25 protein-coding genes are annotated in these 24,772 nt (G+C 28.6%); 1 reads left to right on the top strand and 24 read right to left on the bottom strand.

Features of this window, described 5'->3' with window-relative positions:
- Positions 1–8: 8 nt before the first annotated feature.
- The 24 genes from TY07_RS06020 to TY07_RS05905 form a co-directional block, all read right to left on the bottom strand.
- Positions 9–1,166 (bottom strand): THUMP domain-containing class I SAM-dependent RNA methyltransferase, encoded by a 1,158-nt coding sequence (locus tag TY07_RS06020; protein WP_042396690.1) that lies wholly within the window; start codon positions 1,164–1,166, stop codon positions 9–11.
- 15 nt (positions 1,167–1,181) lie between these two features.
- A complete protein-coding gene (gene pyrR / locus TY07_RS06015) occupies positions 1,182–1,718 on the bottom strand; it encodes a bifunctional pyr operon transcriptional regulator/uracil phosphoribosyltransferase PyrR (RefSeq protein WP_042396687.1) in 537 nt (178 codons plus the stop codon).
- 78 nt (positions 1,719–1,796) lie between these two features.
- A complete protein-coding gene (locus TY07_RS06010) occupies positions 1,797–2,708 on the bottom strand; it encodes an RluA family pseudouridine synthase (RefSeq protein WP_042396683.1) in 912 nt (303 codons plus the stop codon).
- 153 nt (positions 2,709–2,861) lie between these two features.
- On the bottom strand, positions 2,862–3,464 hold the full coding sequence (locus TY07_RS06005) for a DivIVA domain-containing protein (RefSeq protein WP_042396681.1): 603 nt from the start codon (positions 3,462–3,464) through the stop codon (positions 2,862–2,864).
- Positions 3,465–3,478: 14 nt separating this feature from the next.
- Positions 3,479–4,246 (bottom strand): YlmH/Sll1252 family protein, encoded by a 768-nt coding sequence (locus tag TY07_RS06000; protein ID WP_042396676.1) that lies wholly within the window; start codon positions 4,244–4,246, stop codon positions 3,479–3,481.
- A gap of 266 nt (positions 4,247–4,512) precedes the next feature.
- On the bottom strand, positions 4,513–4,959 hold the full coding sequence (locus TY07_RS05995; RefSeq protein WP_042396673.1) for a cell division protein SepF: 447 nt from the start codon (positions 4,957–4,959) through the stop codon (positions 4,513–4,515).
- A gap of 13 nt (positions 4,960–4,972) precedes the next feature.
- On the bottom strand, positions 4,973–5,629 hold the full coding sequence (locus tag TY07_RS05990) for a YggS family pyridoxal phosphate-dependent enzyme (protein ID WP_412221602.1): 657 nt from the start codon (positions 5,627–5,629) through the stop codon (positions 4,973–4,975).
- 128 nt (positions 5,630–5,757) lie between these two features.
- Positions 5,758–6,495 carry a DUF881 domain-containing protein gene (locus tag TY07_RS05985; protein ID WP_042396667.1) on the bottom strand — a complete coding sequence of 246 codons (738 nt, stop codon included), beginning with the start codon at positions 6,493–6,495 and terminating at the stop codon, positions 5,758–5,760.
- Positions 6,496–6,846 (bottom strand): small basic family protein, encoded by a 351-nt coding sequence (locus TY07_RS05980; protein WP_042396664.1) that lies wholly within the window; start codon positions 6,844–6,846, stop codon positions 6,496–6,498.
- A 12-nt stretch (positions 6,847–6,858) separates the two neighbouring features.
- Positions 6,859–7,578, bottom strand: coding sequence for a DUF881 domain-containing protein (locus TY07_RS05975; protein WP_042396661.1), 720 nt, complete (start codon positions 7,576–7,578; stop codon positions 6,859–6,861).
- A 10-nt stretch (positions 7,579–7,588) separates the two neighbouring features.
- Positions 7,589–8,425 carry a cell division protein FtsQ/DivIB gene (locus tag TY07_RS05970; protein ID WP_157029148.1) on the bottom strand — a complete coding sequence of 279 codons (837 nt, stop codon included), beginning with the start codon at positions 8,423–8,425 and terminating at the stop codon, positions 7,589–7,591.
- A gap of 147 nt (positions 8,426–8,572) precedes the next feature.
- On the bottom strand, positions 8,573–9,697 hold the full coding sequence (spoVE, locus tag TY07_RS05965; protein ID WP_042396656.1) for a stage V sporulation protein E: 1,125 nt from the start codon (positions 9,695–9,697) through the stop codon (positions 8,573–8,575).
- A 22-nt stretch (positions 9,698–9,719) separates the two neighbouring features.
- Positions 9,720–10,706, bottom strand: coding sequence for a phospho-N-acetylmuramoyl-pentapeptide-transferase (mraY, locus tag TY07_RS05960; protein WP_042396652.1), 987 nt, complete (start codon positions 10,704–10,706; stop codon positions 9,720–9,722).
- 40 nt (positions 10,707–10,746) lie between these two features.
- Complete coding sequence (locus tag TY07_RS05955) at positions 10,747–12,105, bottom strand: UDP-N-acetylmuramoyl-tripeptide--D-alanyl-D-alanine ligase (protein WP_042396649.1); 1,359 nt, start codon at positions 12,103–12,105, stop codon at positions 10,747–10,749.
- A gap of 165 nt (positions 12,106–12,270) precedes the next feature.
- The gene (locus TY07_RS05950; RefSeq protein WP_042396647.1) at positions 12,271–14,469 is read right to left on the bottom strand and encodes a stage V sporulation protein D; all 2,199 of its coding nucleotides are present in this window, start codon (positions 14,467–14,469) and stop codon (positions 12,271–12,273) included.
- Between the two features lie 96 nt (positions 14,470–14,565).
- Positions 14,566–15,069 carry a hypothetical protein gene (locus tag TY07_RS05945; RefSeq protein WP_195953529.1) on the bottom strand — a complete coding sequence of 168 codons (504 nt, stop codon included), beginning with the start codon at positions 15,067–15,069 and terminating at the stop codon, positions 14,566–14,568.
- Between the two features lie 12 nt (positions 15,070–15,081).
- The gene (gene rsmH, locus TY07_RS05940) at positions 15,082–16,014 is read right to left on the bottom strand and encodes a 16S rRNA (cytosine(1402)-N(4))-methyltransferase RsmH (RefSeq protein WP_042396640.1); all 933 of its coding nucleotides are present in this window, start codon (positions 16,012–16,014) and stop codon (positions 15,082–15,084) included.
- A gap of 12 nt (positions 16,015–16,026) precedes the next feature.
- Positions 16,027–16,455, bottom strand: coding sequence for a division/cell wall cluster transcriptional repressor MraZ (gene mraZ, locus TY07_RS05935; RefSeq protein WP_042396637.1), 429 nt, complete (start codon positions 16,453–16,455; stop codon positions 16,027–16,029).
- A 299-nt stretch (positions 16,456–16,754) separates the two neighbouring features.
- Entirely contained in the window at positions 16,755–17,852 is a 1,098-nt protein-coding gene (ychF, locus tag TY07_RS05930) for a redox-regulated ATPase YchF (RefSeq protein ID WP_042396633.1), read from the bottom strand.
- A 194-nt stretch (positions 17,853–18,046) separates the two neighbouring features.
- A complete protein-coding gene (locus TY07_RS05925) occupies positions 18,047–18,514 on the bottom strand; it encodes a GNAT family N-acetyltransferase (RefSeq protein ID WP_052330626.1) in 468 nt (155 codons plus the stop codon).
- A gap of 180 nt (positions 18,515–18,694) precedes the next feature.
- The gene (locus tag TY07_RS05920) at positions 18,695–19,216 is read right to left on the bottom strand and encodes a GNAT family N-acetyltransferase (protein ID WP_042396631.1); all 522 of its coding nucleotides are present in this window, start codon (positions 19,214–19,216) and stop codon (positions 18,695–18,697) included.
- A 28-nt stretch (positions 19,217–19,244) separates the two neighbouring features.
- Positions 19,245–19,775, bottom strand: a complete 531-nt coding sequence (locus tag TY07_RS05915; RefSeq protein WP_242833233.1) for a GNAT family N-acetyltransferase — start codon at positions 19,773–19,775, stop codon at positions 19,245–19,247.
- A 61-nt stretch (positions 19,776–19,836) separates the two neighbouring features.
- Complete coding sequence (locus TY07_RS05910; protein WP_394805640.1) at positions 19,837–21,588, bottom strand: ABC transporter ATP-binding protein; 1,752 nt, start codon at positions 21,586–21,588, stop codon at positions 19,837–19,839.
- Between the two features lie 34 nt (positions 21,589–21,622).
- Entirely contained in the window at positions 21,623–23,353 is a 1,731-nt protein-coding gene (locus tag TY07_RS05905; RefSeq protein WP_042396626.1) for an ABC transporter ATP-binding protein, read from the bottom strand.
- A gap of 493 nt (positions 23,354–23,846) precedes the next feature.
- Between TY07_RS05905 and pdaA the strand changes: the two genes are divergently transcribed.
- Complete coding sequence (gene pdaA / locus TY07_RS05900; protein ID WP_042396625.1) at positions 23,847–24,653, top strand: delta-lactam-biosynthetic de-N-acetylase; 807 nt, start codon at positions 23,847–23,849, stop codon at positions 24,651–24,653.
- Positions 24,654–24,772 lie beyond the last annotated feature (119 nt).

Raw genomic sequence — 24,772 nt, 5'->3', positions numbered from 1 at the left:
TAACTACCTTAAATATGGTTTACAACCATATCTCCATTGTTCTTTATCTTTTCATTATCAAAGTATTGATAGTAGTAACATTTTAATTTACCATTATAAAGCTTTCTATTTTTCGTAGCTTTTCTACCAAATGGTACTTCAAAACCTTCATAAGAAGTTAGTATATTGAAATCCCAAGTATCAAGCTTTCTCTTATTCATACCTAAATACTTATAAAGCTCTTCTACTTCTTTTTTCTCTCCTAGTCTTTCACCATATGGAGGATTTGTTATAATAAATGCATTTTTCTCACTACTTGAGAATTGTTTGAAATCTCTCTTTTGGAATTCAATGTATTTAGCAACTCCAGCTTTTTGTGAATTGCTTCTAGCAATCTTAAGCATTCTTCCATCTATATCATAACCTATAAGTTTTATATCCTTATTTTTAATAGATCTTTCTGCACCTTCTTTTACTTGTTCAAATACCTCTGAACCTATAGTTGGCCAAGTTTCTGCTACGAAGTTTCTAAATAAACCTGGTGCTATATTTTGCATTATCATTGCTGCTTCTATTAAAATAGTTCCTGAACCACAAAATGGATCAACTAAAGTATAATCTTCTTTCCATCTTGATATTAAAACTAATGCAGCTGCTAATGTTTCTTTTAATGGAGCAATACCAGCTTCTTCTCTATAACCTCTTTTGTGAAGACCTACACCACTTGTATCAATAGATAAAGTTACAACATCCTTTAAAATTGATACTTCTATCTTATAAACTGGTCCATCTTCAGAAAAATGAGATACTCCATATGATTCGCTCATACTTGTTACTATAGCTTTTTTAACAATTGATTGACAATCTGGAACACTAAAAAGTGTAGACTTAACAGATTTACCTACAACGTGCATAACACCATTTGCAGGTATAATATCACTCCATTTTACAGCTTTAGTTCCTTGGAATAATTCTTCAAAACTTCTTGCTTCGAATTCTGCCATTTTAATAAAAATTCTATCTGCAGTTCTTAAATGAACATTAGCTATTGCAATATCCATTTCATCCCCTTCAAAATGAACCTTTCCATTTTCAACTGTTAAATCTTCATATCCTAATGCCTTTAACTCTTTTGCTGTTATTCCTTCCAGCCCAAAAGTTGTTGTTGCTACTAAATTATATTCCATTATTTATGTCTCCTTTTAAGATTCATATATTTTAACTGAATCTTCTCCATCTATTTCGTTTATTTCAACTGCAACTATTTCAGTTTTTGATGTTGGTATATTTTTTCCTACGTAATCTGCTCTTATTGGCAACTCCTTATGTCCTCTATCTATTAGTACAGCTAATTGAATTGATAATGGTCTTCCGCCATCAATTATAGCCTCTATAGCTGCTCTTACAGTTCTACAAGTAAATAAAACATCATCAACTAATATTACTTTTTTACCCTTTACTTCAACTCCTAAATCAACTGAATTTATTTTAGGTGCTTCTGTAACTTCAGTTATGTCATCTCTATAAAGAGTTATATCAACATATCCAACTTCTACAGATACTCCTTCTATTTTTTCAATATTTTCAGCAATTCTCTTAGCTAAAGGATATCCTCTTCTTTTTATCCCAATTAATACAATATCTTCTACACCTTTATTTTTTTCGATTATTTCATGAGAAATTCTAATTAAACTTCTTCTAACTGCATTTGCATCTAATAAATTTGCCTTTAATTTCATAAAAATAACTCCTTACTTTATATATTTTCAGATATTAAATTTTAACTTCAATTTAAAGCTAAAACTTTCTTTATAAATTTAAGAATTCAGTTTATTTAATAATTCTTTAAAATACTCTGGCAACTCTGATGTAAATTCCATATATTCATTAGTTCTTGGATGAATAAACCCTAAAGTTTTAGCATGTAATACTTGACCTTCAACATTAAATTTTTGTCTTTTATATCCATACACTAAATCACCTACTAATGGATGACCTATAGAAGCCATATGAACTCTTATTTGATGTGTTCTCCCCGTTTCTAGCGTACATTTTACTAATGATATCCCCTTATCATATTGCTCTAAAACCTCATAATGAGTAACAGCTCTTTTACCATCTTCATTAATAGCCATTTTTATTCTGTCTTTTTTATCTCTTCCTAAAGGCTTATTAATAGTTCCAGTAGTACTACTAAACTTTCCTTCTACTAAAGCATAATACTCTCTCTTAATAGAATGATCCTTAAATTGAACTGCTAATTTATTATGAGCCTCATCATTTTTAGCTATAACAAGTATTCCTGATGTATCTTTATCAATTCTATGTACAATACCAGGTCTTATTATACCGTTAATTCCTGATAAATCACTGCAATGATGTAATATTCCATTAACTAAAGTTCCAGTATAATTTCCTGGAGCAGGATGAACAACAACCCCTTTTGCCTTATTTACTATTATAACATCTTCATCTTCATAAATAATATCTAAATCCATTTCTTCTGGTTCAACATTTAGTTCTATCGGATCCGGCATTTCTACAGTAATCTCATCATTATTTTTTAACTTATAGTTGCTTTTTATAACCTTTCCATTAGCCATAACTTTCTTATCATCTATTAAACCTTGAATGAATGATCTAGATTTTCCTTCTATCATCAATGATAAATACTTATCTATTCTTTGTCCCTGTTCTTCATTACTTATTGAATAATTTAATTTTTCCATATAATTTTACTCCGTCTATTTGTATTCTTAAGACATTATAATATATAAACTTATGTTACTCAATAGTAGTATGAATTATAAACTAAATTCTTAACTTAAAATAATAATGAATAAATTAACTAAAGGAGACCGAATATCGGCCTCCTATATGTATTAGTTATTAGCATAGAAGCTCTTAACCTCATTTATATCATCATTAAGATCTTCTACATTAAATTCTTCTTTTTCATCATTAGTAAAAGTTTCAGCTTCTTTTTCATGAAGCTCATACTTGTCTATAGGTTGAGCAACATTGTAATTCTTTGTTAAATCTTTTTCTAATTCATCGAATGTCTGAAGCTGTGTATTCATAAATCCTCTAAATTTAGCTCTAAACTTTATAAACTCTTGCTTAACTCTTTCATACTCATCGTTAATTGCAATAACATCACCATGAGCTTTATCTAAAATTCTTTGTGCTGTTTCATTTGCATTTCCAATTATTAATTCTGCTTGCTTTTCAGAACTTTCCTTAGCTTGATCAGCTGCATTTTGAGCTAATAAAAGTGTATTTTGTATTGTAACTTCTAATTTTTCATAATGTTCAAGTTTCTCATTAACTCTGCTTAAGCTTTCCTTTAATCTAGAATTTTCTTTATATACTTCCTCATAGTTTTCAACAACTTCATCTAAGAACTCATCTACTTCTTCAACTGAATATCCTCTTATTCCTTTTTTAAATTCTTTGTTGTTTATATCCATAGGAGTTAATTTCATTCCATCCACCTCTTCTATACAAATTTGTTTATTTTAACTTTATATTTTCCACTTTTTGTGCTTCCTACAATTTCCCCTATTATGAACTTTCCTGTTCCTCCAATAGTAATCCTTTGATTAGTTTTTATATCTTTACTCTTTTGTGAACTCTTAGAATAATCAACTAATACTTTTCCACTATCAATCAAATCAATTGCTTTTCCTCTTGATAATTTAGCAAGTTTTGCAACTATACTATCTAATCTAAGAGATGAAACTATTATAATTTCCTCTACATAATTGCACTTAGGTAAATTATCTTCAAATACTTCTTCAACAATTACAGGAGCTCTTCCTACGCTACTTAATTCACTTATAACATAATCAGCAACCTCATCATAAATAGGGACTATTGCAAAATCATCGATTACTCTTAAATCACCTAGCTTTTCTCTTTCTAATCCTAAAGCCATAATAGCTCCTAAATAATCTTTATGACATAAATTGTTAAATTTAGATTTATTAATAATTTTTACAATCCTATAAGGCATAGGAATATCATAAATATTATTAAATGCTAGTATTCTTCTATCACATTCATCAAAGGCACCCTTAGCTTCTACTTTGAAATTATTCGAATTAAATTTATTAATAAAGAAAAGCCATATATTAGGTTTACAAAAGAATTTAGTAAACATAGGAATACCTTTGCTATAGGCTAAACTCATGCATTCATAAACCTTTAAAACATCTTCAGTATCTTCTTTTAAAAAATTTTTTAAAATATCTTCTTTAGAAATCATTATTATAACAACATCCCACTAATTAAATTTAATACAACAATTGCCATAAGAGGCGCAAAATCAATCATCATATTTTCAAAAAATTTTTCTTGAATTCTTCTAAAAGGTTATAATATAGGATAATTCAATGAAATTAAAATTCTATAAAAATTACTTTCAGTAATACTAGGTATATATGATAAAATTACCTCAGCTAAAATTGTTATATTCAAAACTGAAAATAGTAAATATAAAAAACTACCTATGATTCCTATTGGAATCACCTCCTACTTATTCCAATTGAAAAGTGCTTTTGAGCTTATTTCAGTTCTTAATTCATTACTAACTTCAACATTTGATGGTGAAAGTAAATATACTCTTTGTTCAACTTCTTGAAGCTGAGCTCCTAATACACAACAAGCACCACTAATAAAGTCAACTAATCTTTGTGCTATTTTAGTTTCCATAGCTGTAGTGTTAACAACTACAATTTTTCTATTTTTTATTGCTTCCGCAATTTCTCTAGCTTCATCATAAGAAGCAGGCTTAACAACCATAACCTTAGCTGATGCTGAATTATGAATATTAACAACCTTATTACCCCTTTGTTTAGAGATTATTGGTTCAACTTCTTCAACTTCTTCTTCCTCTTCTTCAACTTCATCTATATCATCGAAGTCTTCATCATAATCTCCGCCACCTATTATTTCTTTAAATTTTTCAAACATACTCATTTACTCCATCCTCCTACTTTTCTCTTAATCCAAATATTCCAGAACCAACTCTTATCATTGTAGCTCCTTCTTGGATTGCAATTTTATAATCATTTGTCATTCCCATTGATAAAACTTGCATAGATATATTTTTAAGCTTTCTATCTTTTAAGTTATCAAATATTTTTTTAGTTTTATTAAAATAATATCTATTTTCCTCATCAGTACCTTTCGGTATTATAACCATAAGGCCTTTGACATTAACATGATTGCAATTTTCAACAGCTTTGATCATATCTTCAAGCTCTTCTTCATAAATACCACTTTTGCTTTCTTCTCTTCCAATATTTATTTGAATAAGTACATCTGCAGATAAATTATTTTTTCCAAATTCACTTTCTATTTTTTCCAATAGCTTTATACTAGATAAAGAATGTATTAAGTGAACATTATTTACTAAATACTTCACTTTATTTGTTTGTAATTTACCTATAAAATGCCACCTTATATCTTTAGGTAATACTTCTTTTTTAGCAATTAAATCTTGAACCTTATTTTCTCCAAAATCTCTTTGACCAATATCATAACATTCCATTATCATTTCTATGGGTTTAGTTTTAGATACAGCTACTAAAGTAACGTCCTTAGGTATTTCATTTAAAATTGCCATATTTTTCTCTGCAATACTAATATTTATCCCTCCCTTGAAAGAGCATAATATCTTCCATACATTTATATTCTTCAAAAGTATAAAATTCCCTTCTATACTACTATATAATTATAACATTTTTCTTTATAATTTTTAATACTTTTTTTAATTTAATTATCGGCTCTTTCCATAAATTTGGGTGAAATTGATTTAACTGCCTTTGGTAATTCCATTTCATCATATTTGTCAATGGTAATCTTCAATTTTCTTATTAATAATTCATTGATATGACTACCTTCTGCTAGTAATGCTGCTTCTAATTGATCTGGATCTCCTATTGCATAAAATTTAAAAGGAGCTCCTTCCATATCATTACCATTTTCCTCGAATCTTATAAATGCCCATGCACATACAAGTCCAGTTGTATTTAAAACTCTATAATTATTTATTGCAATAGCTTCAGCTCCTGCGGTTCTTAATTCATTTAATATTAATGCTGCATCTGCTGAATGTAAAGTTTTTCTATTTACTTCATCTTGAGAATCAGTATTGATATTGTAATCTCCATCATTAATTGTCAATATAATACCTGACCCCTTTGTTGCATCTACTCCCGAAAGTAAAGAATATATATCTAATTGTTCTTTCATATGCTCTACTACTTTTTCACTATTTCCGTCATCATCAACATCAAGTAATGCAATTCTTTTAATTAACTCATAATTGTCTTCACTTAATGCTGTTATATCATAATATAGCTTATTTCTTTCTTCAATTGCATCCTTATATTCAATTGAATTCATATTAAAGAATCCATTAATACTATTCTTTCCTACATTAACTACAATTAAAAAACCTATTAAAATCGAGGCTAGTAAAATAAAAAATTTACTTGTATTTTTTATCACTTAATCACCTCTTTGTTTATTTTTAAACTTTTCTAATAAAATTCTTCTAATTGATCCAAAATTATCAAATATTCTACCACCGAATACTATTACTGCTGCGATATATATTGGAATCCCTAATTTATCTCCTAAATATGCTAATCCTGCAGCAAGTAAAGCATTTCCAAAAAAACCTGATATAAATATATCTGGCTTAAAATTATTATTTAATGATGCCCTAAAAGCTCCAAATACAGAATCTAAACATGCTAAAATTGCAACTGACATATAAGGAGAAAAATTCTCTGGTATATTTACATCAAAAATTAATCCTAAAAACACGCCTAATAATAAACCTATAACTGCTATCATAAACTTCCTCCTTTATTGTACCGGTTTTATATACTCATACCTTAATGATTGAGTTGTCTTTACTATTGTTATATCATCACTTTGTTTAACATCACTACTATAACTTTTTAATGCTCCATAATCTAAAACTCCTGGAAAATTAACAGCAAGATTTAATTTATTTTTATCTCCAATAGCTTTTATAGTAATTTCACTATTAGGATCAATTCTACCTGCAGAACCTATAGAAATTGAACTACCAGCAGTCTTTATACCTGTTTGAGGCGTAATTCTCATTTCATTTATAGAAATTGCTTCCGCTCCTGCATACCATAAAGAGTTAATTAAATTTACAATTTCTTCTTCACTAACAGTATTTACATTTTGAGTTCCATTAGTTCCAAATACTGAATTTTTTAAAGCTAATGTAACAACTAATCCTGGTCCTTTTACATCTAATAGTCCAAGTTGCATTCTTGCATTATCCAGTTGCTTTTTAATTTCTCCTTCAACTTCCCCTTCTTTTGCTGCTGCATCTTCTAATTGTTTTAACTCTTCTGAAAGTATTTCATTATTTTTTTGCAAATCTTCTTTTTCTTTTTTTAAGTTTTCTATTTCTGATAAAATATCCGAACTATTATAATCAATATTACCACTATTAGCTGAATTTAATTCCTTAAACTGATAAGTTAATAAAAAACCTAATAATGCACAAACAGCTGCCACAACTACCTGAGATACTGCTCTATTCATTTTATTCCTCCTACTCTAACCCCTGAATAATTACATCCTGCTCAAATTCATCTGTAACTTGATTTTCTTCATTACTTTCTGCTTCATCTTCTTCAACTGGTTCATTTTTTATTACTGGTGAACCATTTATACTAACATTAATATATCCTTTTTTCATATTTATACCATCATTTAGAATTATTCTATACACATTTTCCATTTTATTGTATAAATCACTATCATCGCCAAAGAATATTTCAATATCGCCTATATATCCAATTATGTTTACAATATTGCTTATATCTAAACTTGAAAGATGAATTTCTTCTTTATTTTGAGAAATAAATGGATAAAAATTAGCTAAAATATTCTTGTATGTATGCAAATCATCTACACGACTTTTATCATTAACTATACTTAAATCCAATCCCTTTATCTCAACTAAATTTCTTCCTTCAAGATTATCAACTTCTTCTATTACATCTAAGTTTTCATTAATAATTGAAATTTTAGTTCTATCGTTTATGTAATAAACTGGAGCTTCCTCTGTTATTTGTATCACTAATCCATTAAGGCCTTTTCTTTTTACACTAATAGAACTAACATATCTGTTCTTTAAAATTTCCTCTTTTATGCTTTTCTGATTTACAGTAAAAATATTTAACCCTATTCTATCCTCTACTTCACTATATAAAACCTCTTTTGCTATAGTAACATTTCCCTTAAAGGTAATAGACTTAATATTAAAAATTGGTGCTTTAGTAAAGAAAATAAATAAAGCTACTACTATTACTATCGTCATTAAAGTTACCTTTTTTATTAACTTTTTTCTTTTTTTTGCTTTTATAAACTTTTTTGCGTCTTTCATCACTTACCTTATCCCTCATTATTTCAATCTTTTACTATAATTTTAACATAAAACCTGTAATTTTTTATAATTATTTTATATTATTCTTGGATTATTGTACATAAAAATTTAAGAGCCTCTAAAATTAGAAGCTCTTACCAACCTATATTATACTATTTTCCTTTCAACTTGCCTTGAAATGTTAAGTAAAATCCCCATTGCCGTTAAATTAATTACTAGTGACGTACCACCATAACTAATGAATGGCATCGGTACTCCAGTAACAGGCATAGAACCAGTTACAACTGCTATATTTATTATAGCTTGAACTGCTATAATTGAAGTTATACCCATTGCTAATAATTTACCATAAGTATCTCTTGCATTCATAGCAACTTTAACACCTCTCCATATAAATATCAAAAACAACCCTATTATAAATAAGCATCCTATTAATCCTACTTCTTCACCTATTATGGAAAAAATAAAATCATTATGGGGTTCAGGCATATATAAGGTTTTTTGTCTTGATTGACCTAACCCTAATCCTGTTAATCCTCCAGAACCTAATGCTAAAAATGATTGTATTAATTGATATCCAGCATCTGCTGCATCTTTCCATGGATCTATAAAGTTTAACATTCTTTCTCTTCTGTAGTCCGAACTAAATATAAAAAATATAGCTAATGTAAATAGTGCAGGTAAAATAATTCCAAAAAGATGTTTTATTTTTCCTCCTGCTACAAAAAGCATTATAAATGTAACTATCATTATAATAGCTGCAATACTCATATTATGTTCAGCTAATATTAATGCTGCAAAGAAACCTGCAACGCCTAAATATGGTACTAACCCATGCCAAAAGTCTTTTACTTTATCACCTTTTAAATCAATACTAAAAGCTAAAAACATTACAACTGCATATTTTGTTAACTCAGACGGTTGAAAAGATAATGGACCTAACGAAATCCATCTCTTCGCACCATTAATTGCTGGGAAAAAGAATACCGCAATTAATAGTGGAATTGTACATATAAGTAATGTTGGTGTAATTTTCTTAAGCTTATGATAATCAATCGACATCATTACTGTCATAGAAATTACACCAATAATTGCCCAAATTAATTGTCTTTTAAAGAAATACATACTATCATTATTATGAAACATAGCATAAAATGAGCTAGCGGAATATACCATTACAACACCTATAGATAACAATATACATAGCGTGTAAAAAATCCCATAATCTATTTGCCCCATATTCTTATTATCCTTGGGCCTATTAAAATTCATAGACATTCCTCCAATTTAATTACTAAATTGCAAAAAAACCTATTATACATAAAAGTACTGTTATAATTGAAAATACTGTTACTATTTTAACTTCATTCCATCCACATTGTTCAAAGTGATGATGTATTGGAGCCATTTTAAACACTCTTTTACCAGTTAATTTAAATGAAGTAACTTGAATTATTACTGATAAAGCTTCTATTACATAAATTCCACCAACTAAAACTATTATTAATGGATTTCCGCTTATAATTGCTATAGTTGTTATTGCTCCTCCAATTGCAAGAGAACCTGTATCTCCCATAAAAACTTTTGCAGGATATGCATTAAATTTTAAGAAACCTATTAATCCAGCTATTAAAGCTACTGAAAAAACAGTTAATGAATAATCCTTTAATATAAATGTTAATACTGCAAAAAATGTTAATACTAAAACTGATACTGTAGATGCTAAACCATCTAATCCATCAGTTAAGTTTACTGCATTTGTCATAGACGCATAAACAAAAATAACAAATGGTATATATAATACTCCTAAAGGAAGAGTCATACTTGTAAAAGGTATCGCAATATCATGTGGTAAATTTACATAGCTATAATAAGCAAATGCTCCTGAAACTATTAATAAAAGAACCATCTTTTGCCAAGCTTTTAATCCTTCACTTTGTTTTTTTAGTATTTTTAAAATATCATCTAAAAATCCTATAAATCCAAATGCTATTAGTGAGTATAATGCAACCATTCCTTTATCAGTCAAGCTACGACTTACAATCAACATAACTATTGTAGTTGATAAAATGAACATTACACCACCCATTGTAGGTGTTCCAGCTTTCTTTAAATGGCTTTTAGGACCTTCTTCTCTAATATTTTGACCAAACTTTAATCTCTTTAATAAAGGAATTGTAATTGGTCCAAGTATTAAAGCTATAATAACTCCTAATACAAATGTAATGATTAATGTTTTTGTTATATCTCCTTGTAATATGTTCATAATACTATCCCCCATCTTTTACTGCTATAAAAAGCAGTTCACCTCCTTCGTATAATTAAACCTCTTCTAATTTTTTAACAACGTCTTCTAGTTTAACACCTCTTGATGCTTTAACTAATACAACGTCATCCTTTTTAACAATACTTTTCAATTCTTTTATGCATTCCTCTTTAGTATTGTACATGATTATATTATCATTCTTAAAACCATCTTTAAAGTTATTTATATGTTCACCTATTACGATTAATAGATCAACTTTATCTCTTGCGTATTCCCCTACTTCGAAATGAGCTCTTTTAGCTTCATCTCCAAGTTCATACATATCTCCTAATATAGCAACCTTTCTACAATTTTTATAAGCAGAAAGTACATCTAAAGAAGATTTCATAGAATCTGGACTTGCATTATAACAATCATTAATTATAGTAAGCCCTTCTCTTTTTATCACTTGTAATCTCATTGATGTTGCTTCAATATTCTCTAATCCTAAAATCATTTCCTTAAAAGATACATTTAAACACTCTGCAACTTCGATAGCTAACATTGTATTTAACACATTGTGTTTTCCTGCCATTGGTAGAGTAAATACAGCTTCTTCACCAAAAGCATGAGCTAGAAACTCTGTTTCATCTTCTCTTAATATAATATTAGATGCGTAAACATCATATTCATGATTATAACCAATTTTTTTAACTTTAAAACTTTTTCCAGAAATATTCTTTAAAAATTCATCTTCTCCATTAACTATTAAAACATTGTTTTCATTAAAGAAAGTGCTTATTTCCATCTTAGCTTTTAATATATTTTCTTGAGTTTTTAAATTTTCTATATGCGATAATCCTATATTAGTTATAACACCTATATCAGGTCTTGCCACATCTGCAAGCAATTCTATTTCACCTAATGAGCTCATTCCCATTTCTAAAACTGCTACATCATAATCACATGTCAATTCTAATATCATTAATGGTAAGCCTATATCATTATTAAAATTTCCCTTAGTCTTAAAAACTTTATACTTATCACTTAATAGAGCGGCTATTAAATCTTTAGTAGAAGTTTTTCCAGTAGAACCAGTTACGCCTATTACTTTAAGTCCTAACTTTTCTCTATAAAACTTTGCTAAATCTAAAAGTGCTTGTCTTGTATTCTTTACTTTAATTACTGTTCCATTTACATTAACATCTTCTATATTAAATTTAACTTCATCTATAATTACTACAGATGCACCTAATTCTAATGCTTTTAATGCAAAATCATTCCCATTAAAATTAGCCCCTTTAATTGCAAGAAATACATTATCTTTTTCAACTTTTCTTGTATCAATACAAATCTTATTAAATTTAATTTCCTTTCCTTGTACAATAACTTCTCCATCCATAGCTTTTAACATTTCATTAAAAGTTATTTGCATAATAATCACTCTACTTTCATCTTTCAAATATTTTTTATACATCTATTTGTTAATTATTTATAATTATAAGCCTTACTTTATTTTATTATTCTAAAAAATAAAAATTTATCCTATACATAAATTTAGCATGTGAAAAATCCACATGCTAAACAACTTAATTAATAATTAATCTTCTTCATACTCAGCACTTAATGTAATCTTAACAACCGTGCCTTCAGAAATAAGTTCACCACTAGGAATACTTTGATTTATTACAACTCCATCTCCTTGAATTGTAGTTTCTATTCCTAGACTATTTAATAGCTCTATAGCAGATTCTTTAGAATAACCTCTTACATCAGGCATTACTACATCTTTATTATAAGATTCATTTTGATCTGTGTAAAGATTTATTGTAGAACCTTCCTTAACAGCATATCCTGGATAAGGCTGCATATTTGTAATTGTATCGCCATCCCCTTCTACTGTACATTCTATATTTAGGTCTTTTAATACTTTCTTTGCATCAGCTACAGAACTTCCTCTTAATTCTGGTAAAACTACATCTTTTAATATAACATTTTCATCTTCTGAAAATTCTTCATTCATGTAGTTAAATATATCTTCTAATAATACTTTACCTAATGGAGCAGTAACAACACCTGCATAGTAAGCTCCATTACTTGGTTCATCAATAGTAATAAAAACTGTTATTTGTGGATTATCTGTTGTTGCAAATCCAGCCATAGATGAAATATACTTTCCAGATTCATATCCTCCAGTTAGAGGATTAACTTTTTGAGCTGTACCTGTTTTTGCTCCTATATGATATCCTGCTATATAAGCTTTATTAGACCCACCTTGATTAACAGTTCTTTCTAAATAATCCCTTAATGTAGCTGCAGTTGATTCAGAAATAACATTTTCAACAGTTTTAGGTTCAAACTCTTCATCTATAACCACATTACCATTGCTATCAGTATGACTTATATATTTCATAACATGAGGTTGAATTAATGTTCCGCCATTAACTATAGCATTAAATGCAGTCATGTATTGCACTGCATTTACAGTATTAGTTTGTCCAAAAGATATTGTAGCAAGGTCTGCATCATTCATATTTTCAGCAGATTTAACAATTCCTCTTGCTTCTCCTGGTAAATCAACACCTGAAACTTGCCCAAAACCGAACTTCTTAATATATTCTACAAGTTTTTCACTACCTATTTTTTCTCCAAGTTTCATAAAACCAACGTTACAAGAATTTTGAAGTATTTCCGGTAATATTTGAGTTCCATGACCACCATGCTTCCAACACTTAATTGTATGAGGACCTACTTGTAAGCTACCACCACATGTAAATTGATCTGATTCAGTAACTAATCCTTCTTCAATTGCAGTGGACATTGTAATAACCTTAAAAATAGAACCTGGTTCAAATGTGTCATTTACTAAACTGTTTCTCCACATCTTTTGAAGCTTTTCAGCATCAGTTTCACCAACAAAATCTTCATACCCTTCAAAAGGATTATTAGGATCAAAATCTGGTTCATTTACCATTGCTAAAATTTCACCATTTTGCGGATTCATTATTAGTATTGAAACTCTTTTTGCCTTATTATCTACTAAACCTTTTTCTGCTACTTTTTCTGCTATAGCTTGTAAGTTTTTATCAATTGTTAAAGTTACATCTTTACCATCAATTGGAGTTGTAAAGTTTGAAATTGTGTAATCTAGTGCTTCACTATTTCTATCAAGCTCACTTATTCTTAATCCTGGTACACCTGAAAGGTATTCATTATATTGTAATTCCACACCTGTCAAACCTTGTCCATCACTATTAGTACTTCCTAGAACATGAGATAAAAAATCTCCTTCAGGATAATATCTCTTTGTATCTGGTGAAACAATAACACCTTGAATGCTTAATTCATTAACCTTATCTGCTACATCTTTTTCAACTCTTCTAACCAAGGTAGCAGAACCTGCATCACTACCATTGGCAAGTTTTGTTTCTAATTTATCTTTAACTGTAGCTGTTTCTATACCTGTAGCTTCTGCAATAAGCGGTGCAATATCATCAGTAGTCTTATCATTTTTCTTTAAATATTGTCTTATTGAATTTAAGTCGAAATCAACTCTATATACATTAGCTGAAACTGCAAGTTCATTTCCATTTCTATCTAGTATTCTACCTCTTCTAGCCTCAATTCTAACTTCACTGGTCCATTGTTCTTCTGCTCTGCTCGAATAGTCACCTCTTTTAACAATCATGATATAAGATAACCTTACTATTAACAAACCAAAAACAGCAGTAATAAACCATAAAGCTAGAACCATCCTTTTTCGCATGACAGCTCTGTCTTTAAATCCTTTCTTATTCATATGAAATTCCTCCACGGAAACATCTAATCAATGAATAAGCAAGGATTTAAGTACTTGTAAATAATTTTCAAAGCAGATAAACCTATTAACTATTCATTAATTAAATGCAGCCATAATTTTTTGTAAAAAATTATTCTTATTATTCTCCTTAGTTTTTAAATGAGAAAAATATTCTTTTGACATATCAATAGTTATAGTGCTTTCAGAATTGGGATAAACCATCCCTAATTCTTCTTCTGCAGTACTTTTTATTTTATCGAAAGATGCGAATTTAAGCATTTCAACATTTATTGCAGCATTTACATCTTCCTCTTCTTTCATATTGCTTTCTAAAATTAGTAATTGCTTTTGGTAATCATGTATTTTACTATCTAAAAATAAAGTTGTGGCACCTAAAGCAAACATAATTGTACCTACTGTAAAGCCACTAATTAAAAGATTCATCTTCTTTTCATATGCTCTTTTAGCTTTTTGTTTATTTTGTTTTTCTCTTTGCTTTTCAGCTTCTCTTATTTTTCTCTCTGGTGCTAAAGCTGTATTTCCTCTTATATAATCATATTCCCTAACTCCCATTTTATTCACATCCCTGCCAATTTTCATAATATTTATATTTTATATTTTTTCAATTACTCTAAGTTTTGCACTTCTACTTCTAGGGTTAACTTCAACCTCTTCTTTTGAAGGTTCTATTGCTTTTCTGCTAATTACTTTTACTTTTGCTTTTTCTCCACATATACAAATTGGAAATTCTTTTGGACATCTACAAGATACAGCTAAGTCTCTAAACTTGTTTTTAACAATTCTATCTTCTAAAGAATGGAAAGTAATTATAGCCATTCTTCCACCTTTGTTTAATTTATTAACTCCATCTTCTATTGCTTTATTTAAAATTGATAGTTCACTATTAACTTCAATTCTAATAGCTTGGAAAGTTCTTTTTGCTGGATGAGGTCCTTCTCTTCTTGCTTTTGCTGGAATTGCATTTTTAATTATTTCAACTAGCTCTAATGTTGTTTCTATATTTTTTTCACTTCTTCTAGTAACAATAAAATTAGCAATTCTTTTTGCAAACTTTTCTTCTCCATAATCTCTTATGATTCTATATAATTCTTCTTCACTATAATCATTTACAACATCATAGGCTGAAAAATTATTTTCTCTATTCATTCTCATATCTAAAGGTGCATCTTTCATATAACTAAAGCCTCTTTCACCTTCATCTAATTGATAAGAAGAAACTCCTAAATCCATTAGAATACCATCTACTTTTTCAATTTCAAGCTCTTCTAAAATTGCTCCTATATTATGAAAATTGTTATGCACGAAAGTAACATTTGAGAAATTATGTAACCTTTCTCCAGCTGCTCTTAATGCATCTTTATCTTGGTCAATTCCTATTAGTCTTCCTTCATTAGATAATCTTTTAACAATTTGAGAGGAATGACCTGCTCCTCCTAATGTACAATCTACATAAATTCCATCTTCCTTAATATTAAGTGCTTCTAAACATTCATTTAGCAAAACTGATACGTGATTAAATTCCATCTTCTTTACTCCTTATATTCCTAAATCGCCCATTTTTTCAGCAATTGAATTAAAATCAATATTTGATTCATTATATTCTCGCCATTTTTCCTTACTCCAAATCTCTACTCTAGTTAAAGCGCCTATACTTACTATATCCTTTTCTATGCCGGCGTATTCCTTTAGGTTTAATGGAATTAATCCTCTTCCTTGCTTGTCTGTTTCCACTTCACAAGCACCCGAAAAAAAGAATCTTACAAATGCTCTGGCATCTTTATTGGTAAGCGGTAACTTTTTAAGTTTTTCTTCAAGCATTTCCCACTCACTTATGGGATATGCATAAAGACCTCCATCAAGCCCTTTAGTAATAACAAACTTTTCTCCAAGTCCTTCCCTTAATTTTGCAGGTACAATCATTCTATTTTTGCTATCTAAGCTATGTGAGTATTCACCAATAAACATTTTGCACCCCCACTAAGTATTACTAAACCACTTTTAACCACTTTACACCACTTTATATATATATTCTATAAAATTATTATATTTCCTTCAAGATAAATTTGCTTTAAAATATATTTTTTTCTTTAACGAATATAGCAATAGCAATACTTCACGAAGTATTTTGAATTTGACAATACATATTATTTACCAATTTTACATTAATTGTTAATTATGTCTAAATTGATTATTTTAAATGAATCATACTTATATTTTTTGTCGCAAAAAAAGGAACTGTTTTATACAGCTCCCCTTTAAAAATATTATACATTAAATCTGAAGTTTACTACATCTCCATCTTTCATTACATATTCTTTTCCTTCTAATCTGTAAAGACCTTTTTCTTTAGCTGCAGCTTCTGAACCACATGCTACTAAATCATCATAACCTACAACTTCTGCTCTAATAAATCCTCTTTCAATATCAGAGTGAATCTTACCTGCAGCTGCTGGAGCTTTAGTTCCTTCTTTAATTGTCCAAGCTCTTACTTCTTGAACTCCCGCTGTTAAATAACTTATTAATCCTAATAATTTGTAAGATGCTCTTATAAGCTTATCTAACCCAGATTCTTGCAATCCGTATTCTTCTAACATTTCTGCTTTTTCTTCATCCTCTAATCCTGATAATTCTTCTTCAAGCTTAGCACATACAACAACTACTTCTGAATTTTCATTAGCTGCATATTCCTTAACCATTTGAACATATTTATTATTAAGGTTTCCGCTCATCATATCATCTTCTGATATATTGCAAGAATATAATACTGGTTTAGAAGTTATCATGAATAAAGATTTAACAAAAGCTTCTTCATCTTCATTTAACTCTAAAGTTCTTATTGGTTTATTAGCTTCTAAATGAGCCTTAACCTTTTCCATTATTTCATATTCAGCTTTAGCTTTTTTATCACCAGATCTAGCAAGTTTTACTCCTTTTTCCATTCTTCTTTCTAAAACTTCTAAATCTGCAAATATAAGTTCTAAATTAATAGTTTCTATATCTCTAATAGGATCTACTGAACCTTCAACATGAACTACATTTTCATCTTCAAAACATCTAACTGCATGTACTATAGCTTCTACTTCTCTTATGTGTGATAAGAATTTATTTCCTAAACCTTCACCCTTAGAAGCCCCTTTAACTAATCCTGCAATATCATAAAATTCTACAGCAGTATACACTTTTTTCTTAGTTCCGTACATTTTTTCTAAAACATCTAATCTTTTATCTGGTACACTTACAACTCCAACATTTGGCTCTATTGTACAGAATGGATAGTTTGCTGATTCTGCTCCTGCCTTAGTTATAGCATTAAATAATGTACTTTTACCTACGTTTGGTAGTCCTACAATCCCTAATCTCATCTATATAACATTCCTTTCTTCCGTTACTAATACTTCTAAGATTATACTCTATAAGTAATTTTATTTCAATGATAAAATGTACGTTAATTCTCCATACTTTTCAATTTTCTAAGAAATAATACTAAACACTATTTATTATTCGTTTAATATAACTTCTTATTAATAACATTAATCTTATTTACACTATTCCCTACTTAATTATTCCCTTTATAATCTACATTAGCAAACATTACGAGATTTGTTTCAGAAGCTCTAAATCCATTGTTTTCATAAAAACTAACACACGGATAATCTCTTTCAGTATTTAAAGCCAAATAAGAAATTTTACTCTTTTCCTTTTTTAACTCATTTCTTATGAATTCTATTAACTTACTACCAACACCTTTCCCTTGATATAAAGGATTTACACTAAATTCATCAATCCATAATTCTTTAAAATCTATATAAGTCATAATTCTTCCACAAGCCATTGCTACTACTGTATCTCCATCATAAACAACATATCCTCTTGATACTCTTGCAGACATAATCTCATCAATTCTTGTAAATGCCTGTTCAAATGTCCACTCTTCATTCCAAGGTTCTTCTTTAAATGCTTCAATAAGTTCATATGCGCAACCTTCAAAATCTTCTTCATTCATTATTTTATATTTTAAATTCATATTATTCACCTTCTTAATTTTTTCATCATATTATATATACAATAATTAAATTTATACAACCATACCTGCTATCTCCAGCCTATAAAAGTACCTGCTTATATTTCATAATATCTTTACCATATTCTAATGTTATTTTTATTAATTTTATTTCTATACCCCTCCAGTAATCTCATTTATCTATTATATAATTTTCTCATATAGTTTAAACCAATTTAATCCTATATCTTCCAATCCAAGACTTACAGTATCAATAAATTTATAGTGGCACTTTTCATACAAACTAATAGCAGGTATATTTTTTTCATATACATCTAAACGTATAGATTTTATTTTATTATCCATTGCATATTCCTCGATAAAATCAAGCATATTTTTACCTACACCTCGCTTAAGAAATTTAGGATTCACTACAAATGTATAAATAACCAGTACATTACTGTAATCTAATTCCGCTTGCCATGAAACATTTAAATAAGCTGGTTCTGGTTCATGTCGTAAAATCATACTGCCAATAATATCTCCATTTTCAACTGCTACAAATAAATTTCCTTCCCTTATACAATCTTCTGCATCCTTTCGTACAGGATATATTCCCTTTTTCCATCCTGGATAATTAATTGTACTTTCTAAATAATCATTTATGTTATTATACAGTTCTTCTAAAGAATCAATATCTTCTTCATTCCCAACTCTTATATCCATATCTCTAACCCTCTCTTAAATTAACTATTTACCAAATTTCTTTAATCATTCTAAACTCCTTATAAGTTACATCTTCAATTGCATATTCAAATGAACTTTTTATCACAAATCCATACTTCTGATATAGCTTAATAGCTATATCATTATCAATTTCAACACTTGTATATAAACTTTTATTAGGAAATTTACTTTGAAAATATTCTAAGAATTTTTCTAAAGCCTTTCTTCCAAAGCCTTTATTTTGATATTTTATATCAATCATAAATCTTGAAAAGGACCATCCATTTAACTCTTCATCATAGTCATATAACAAAAACCCTATCATTTCATCTTCATTAAATATTCCTAAAGGATACAATCCATCTTCATAAGAAGCCTGTACTAAGGAATACATATTACTTGCCACATAATTCTTTTGATGTTCTCCAACCCTCAAAGAAATACACTCATTATAATTTGATTTATCTATATCTCTAAATTTAATTTTATTCTCATCTATTATATATTTATTTATACCCATAACTACCTCACTATCTAAAATGTTAATAGCCTTAAACAATTGATATTATAAGAGAGAGTATCCACAAACTCTCCCCCATAACTCATAGCTATTAACTAATCTAAGCTCCCTCACTTAAAAAGTTATACTGTGCCATGTATAGCTCATAGTAGCTTCCCTTTTTCTTTAAAAGCTCTTCATGATTTCCAACCTCTTCAATCTCACCATTATTTATAACCATAATTTTGTCACAATCTCTAATAGTAGAAAGCCTATGAGCAACTACAAAAGAAGTTCTTCCATGAAGAATCTTTTCTATTCCTTCTTGAACTAACTTTTCTGTCTGAGTATCAATATTAGAGGTTGCTTCATCTAAAATTAATATTCTTGGATTTGCAAGAAGTGCCCTTGCAAAAGATATAAGCTGCCTTTGACCTAAAGATAACCTTGATCCTCTTTCATTAACTTCAGTATCATAACCTTTTTCTAATTCCATAATAAATTTATGAGCATTTACAGCTTTAGCGGCATTAATAACTTCTTGATCAGTTGCATCAAGCCTTCCATATCTTATATTCTCCATTATAGAATCCGAAAATAAAAATGTATCTTGAAGCATAATTCCCATTTGACTTCTTAAACTTTCTAAATCAACATTCTTAATATCTTTTCCATCGACTAAAATTTTTCCTTTAGTTGGATCATAAAATCTACTTAATAAAGAAACTATTGTACTTTTACCTGCCCCTGTAGCTCCTACTAAAGCAATCTTTTCTCCTTTAGCAGCTTTAAAACTTACATTTTTCAGTACTTCGTTTTCCTCATCATATGAAAAGGAAACATTTTTAAATTCTACATTTCCTTGAATTTTACCAATTGGTCTTGCATTTAAAGAATTTTTTATTACTGGTTGTACATCTAAAATATCAAAAATTCTATCTGCTGCTGAAAAGTTCGTAATTAACGTATTATAAAAGCTCGAAAGATTCATAATAGGTCTCCAAAACATACCTACATACATTGAAAATGCTATTAAAGTACCTAATTCTATTTCTCCATCCTTTATTAAAAAATATCCTACGGCAAAGACTACTAATGTACCTACACCCCATGATAATTCTACTAATGGCCAAAAGAAATCATTTAACTTTACTGCTTTAATAAATGAATTACTTAATTCACCTACCATACCTTTAAAATTATCCTCTGTTCCCTTTTCCCTAGCAAAGCCTTGTACAACCTTTATTCCTGAAAAATCCTCATGGGTAAACCCATTTAAATTTGAACGTTTATTTCTATAAATTTCCCATCTTCTTCTCGAAAAAATTTCTATACAAAACATCGCAACTCCTAATAAGGGAAGCAATATAATTGAAGCTAATGCTAATTTAACATTAAGTACGAACATTATGCTTGCAACACAAATCAAATTAATTATTTGTGGAATAAATGATTGAATTGCTTGAGAGAATAAATTTTTTAAAGCATTAACATCTCCAACAACTCTTGCAAGTATTTTCCCTACAGGTCTGCTATCAAAAAAATCAAAAGATAAATATTGAATATGACTATATAATTCATGTCTTATATTAACTAAAATATTATTAGTTATGCTAGTTATCATCTTCCACCTTATTTTAGATAATACCCAAGCTATTAAATTTAATGATATTAACGAACCCCCTATTATTATTAAGCCATTAACATTTTTATTAGCTACAAAATTATCAATTGCAATTTTTAACAACAATGGATTGACAATTTCACACATCATTACAAAAAGCATCAATAAAACCACTATAAGAGAACTAGCTTTATATGGTTTAAGATAAGATAATAATTTAATTGTTATTTCACTTTTACTACGTCTCATAACTTCTTCATCTTTATTTATATTATTTTGCATCTTATATAACCTCCTCTTCTAAAAGGTTAAAATCTTTAAATTGCTCACAATAAATATCATAGTAAGCACCTCTTAACTCTAATAATTCTTCATGAGTTCCTTTTTCTTTTATTTCACCATTTTCTAAATAAACTATTAAGTCTGAATTTTTTACTGCTGAAATTCTATGTGCAACTATAAATGTTGTGCTTTGCTTTTTCATCATTGATAAATTTTTTAATAATTCTTGTTCAGTTTCCATGTCCAAAGCTGAAGTTGAATCATCTAAAATTAAAATTGAGGAATTTCTTATTAAAGCTCTAGAAATTGATATTCTTTGCTTTTGTCCACCTGAAAGTCCAATTCCCCTTTCTCCTATTTCTGTATTAAACCCTTCATCTAAAGTTTCTATGAAGTCTAAAGAACATGCTAACTTAGAATATTTTTTTACTTCCTCTATATCTGCATTTTCATTGCTAAACTTTATATTATTTAATATAGAATCAGAAAATAAGAAAGTATCTTGTGGTACAATTGCCATACTGCTTCTTAAAACTTCTAAATCATAATTTTTAACATCTATATTATCAACTTTTATACAACCTTCTTTTACATCATAATATCTTCCTATTAGATTTAATAAAGTTGATTTTCCTGAACCTGTAGTTCCCATTATAGCTATGGTACTTCCTGCCTTTATATCTAAATTAATATTTTTCAATACTAATTCATCATTATAACTAAAACTAACATTTTCAAACTTAATATCACCCTTTATATTTACATCTTCTAAAGCTCCACTTTTTATTTCTGGCTCTCTTTCAATAATTGCAAATATTTTTTTAGCAGAAGCCAAGTTTCTTGAAATCAAATCAGTAAGCTCTCCTAACATCCTCATTGGCCATATAAGATTCCATATATACCCACTGAAAGCTACTAATACACCAATTGACATTTCTCCATTCATAACTAAATATCCGCCAAATACTATCATTAAAACTAGAGAAATATTCGTTAAAAACTCTATTTTAGGAAAGTAATCTCCTATTACCTTTGCTTGATCCATATTTAAATCATAATAAGACTTATTCAGTTTTAAAAATTTACTTATTTCATACTTTTCTCTTGAAAAAGCCTTTACAAGTCTTATACCTGCTATATCTTCTTGAGCCGTAGTATTAATTTCTGCTGTTTTATCACTTATTTCTCCATAACATTTACCAAACTTTTTTTCAAGCTGTACAGCTATAAAGCCAATTGGAATCATAACTATGAAACATGCTAAGGCTAATTTCCAATTTAAATAAAATAAAATTATTGTAGATATAACAAAATAAATTATATTTTCAACAAAAAGCCTTAAACCATAACCTATAGTCTGCCATATATTTTCTGCATCTTCTCCAATTCTAGACATTAGCTCGCCAGTATTCATTTCATCAAAATACTTGAATTCTAATTTTTGAATATGAGTAAAAAGATCATTTTTAATATCTTCATGAACCCAAGTGCTCAATAAATCATATTTAAATTCTTTATTATAGCCAAATATGGCCTTAATTATCGAAATACTTAAAATTGCTCCTAATACAAAAATTATGGTATTTTTATTTCCTGCAATAATTCCCTCATCTATAAATATTTGCTGCATATATGGAATTAATAAATCAACACCTATTACAATAAGCATAGATATAGTACCCCAAATTAATGTTCCTTTATACTTTAAAACATACTTAAATACTTTAGTCATTATTCGACTCCCCCTTTAGTTTAAAACTTAATGCTCATCCACCTTTAAAATCTCCATTTCCCATAACTTCGCCTCCTTTAAATAAAAAAAGCCATGGCTATGCCATGACTATAGTTATCATATAAGATAAAATACATACTAATTTTGTAAAAATACAAAAAGGCCATGGCTAATAACCACAACCTCTAATTATTACATATAATTTTAATTAAATTTTATACAAATTTTTATTATTTATATAAAACCATAGAGATAGGGTTATCAATACTTATTCTATTTTCTTTATTATTTCTAATTTTTAAATTTAACATATTCCTACCTCCTTATATTTTATTCTTTTACCATTATATTCCTGTAATTATTTCTTGTCAATTCCTTTTTATGTATTTTTTAGTTATTTATTTTCGATATCCCTATATACCCTTTTTTTACCACGTTTAATATCTTGTCATATACAAAACATATTAATATAACTTAGAAAGGGAGGATTTTAATGAGAAAAAATAAGTTATTTATATTTTTACTTATCTTAATTTTATCGGTAAGTTGTCTTTCTAGCATTGCTTTTGGTCATTCCATAAACATTGCTTCAGATGATACCGAATTAAATTGGTATTTTGTTAATCGTGGCAAAGATACATTGCCAGAATGTCCAAAAGAAGCAACCGGTCTTTTATCTAAATATGATGCTTATTATCTAGGAGATACTAATGAAAAAGTTGTTTATTTAACTTTTGATGAAGGTTATGAAAATGGTTATACCCCAAAAATTCTAGATATATTAAGAGATGAAAAGGTTCCTGCAGCTTTTTTTGTTGTGAAACCTTATATCGTTTCTAACCCTGAAATTATCAAGAGAATGTCTGATGAAGGTCATTTAGTTTGTAATCATTCTAATCATCATCCATCAATGGCAACTGTTACAGATCCAGAAAAGTTCAAAGCAGAATTTACTGATGTAGAAGAAGCATATAAAGAAGTTGTTGGTACAGACATGCCTAAATTCTTTAGACCACCAATGGGAAAATACTCAATTAATTCTCTAAAGAAAACTAAGGATCTTGGTTATAAAACTATTTTTTGGAGCTTTGCATATAAAGATTGGATTATTGATAACCAACCTAGTGAAGAAGAAGCTATCAAAAAAATTACTAATGGTGTTCATCCTGGTTGTATAATGCTTATACATGCTGTTTCTAAAACAAATACTGCTGTTTTAAAAACAGTAATTGAACAAATTAGAGCAGATGGTTATGAATTTAAACCACTTACTGAACTTCCTGAATATCAAGCTCAATAAACTTAATTCTTAGCATAAGATTGAGTTTGGGTTGGAATTTGTTCTTACCCCAATATAACCTTAGTCTACGGGCCCGTCGGTTGTTATCTCTAAGCTAAAGAGGTAGGATTATTACTTAA

This window comes from Clostridium saudiense, assembly GCF_000577815.1.
GTDB classification, from domain to species: domain Bacteria; phylum Bacillota; class Clostridia; order Clostridiales; family Clostridiaceae; genus Clostridium; species Clostridium saudiense.
This window is presented reverse-complemented; position numbering and strand designations above follow the sequence as displayed.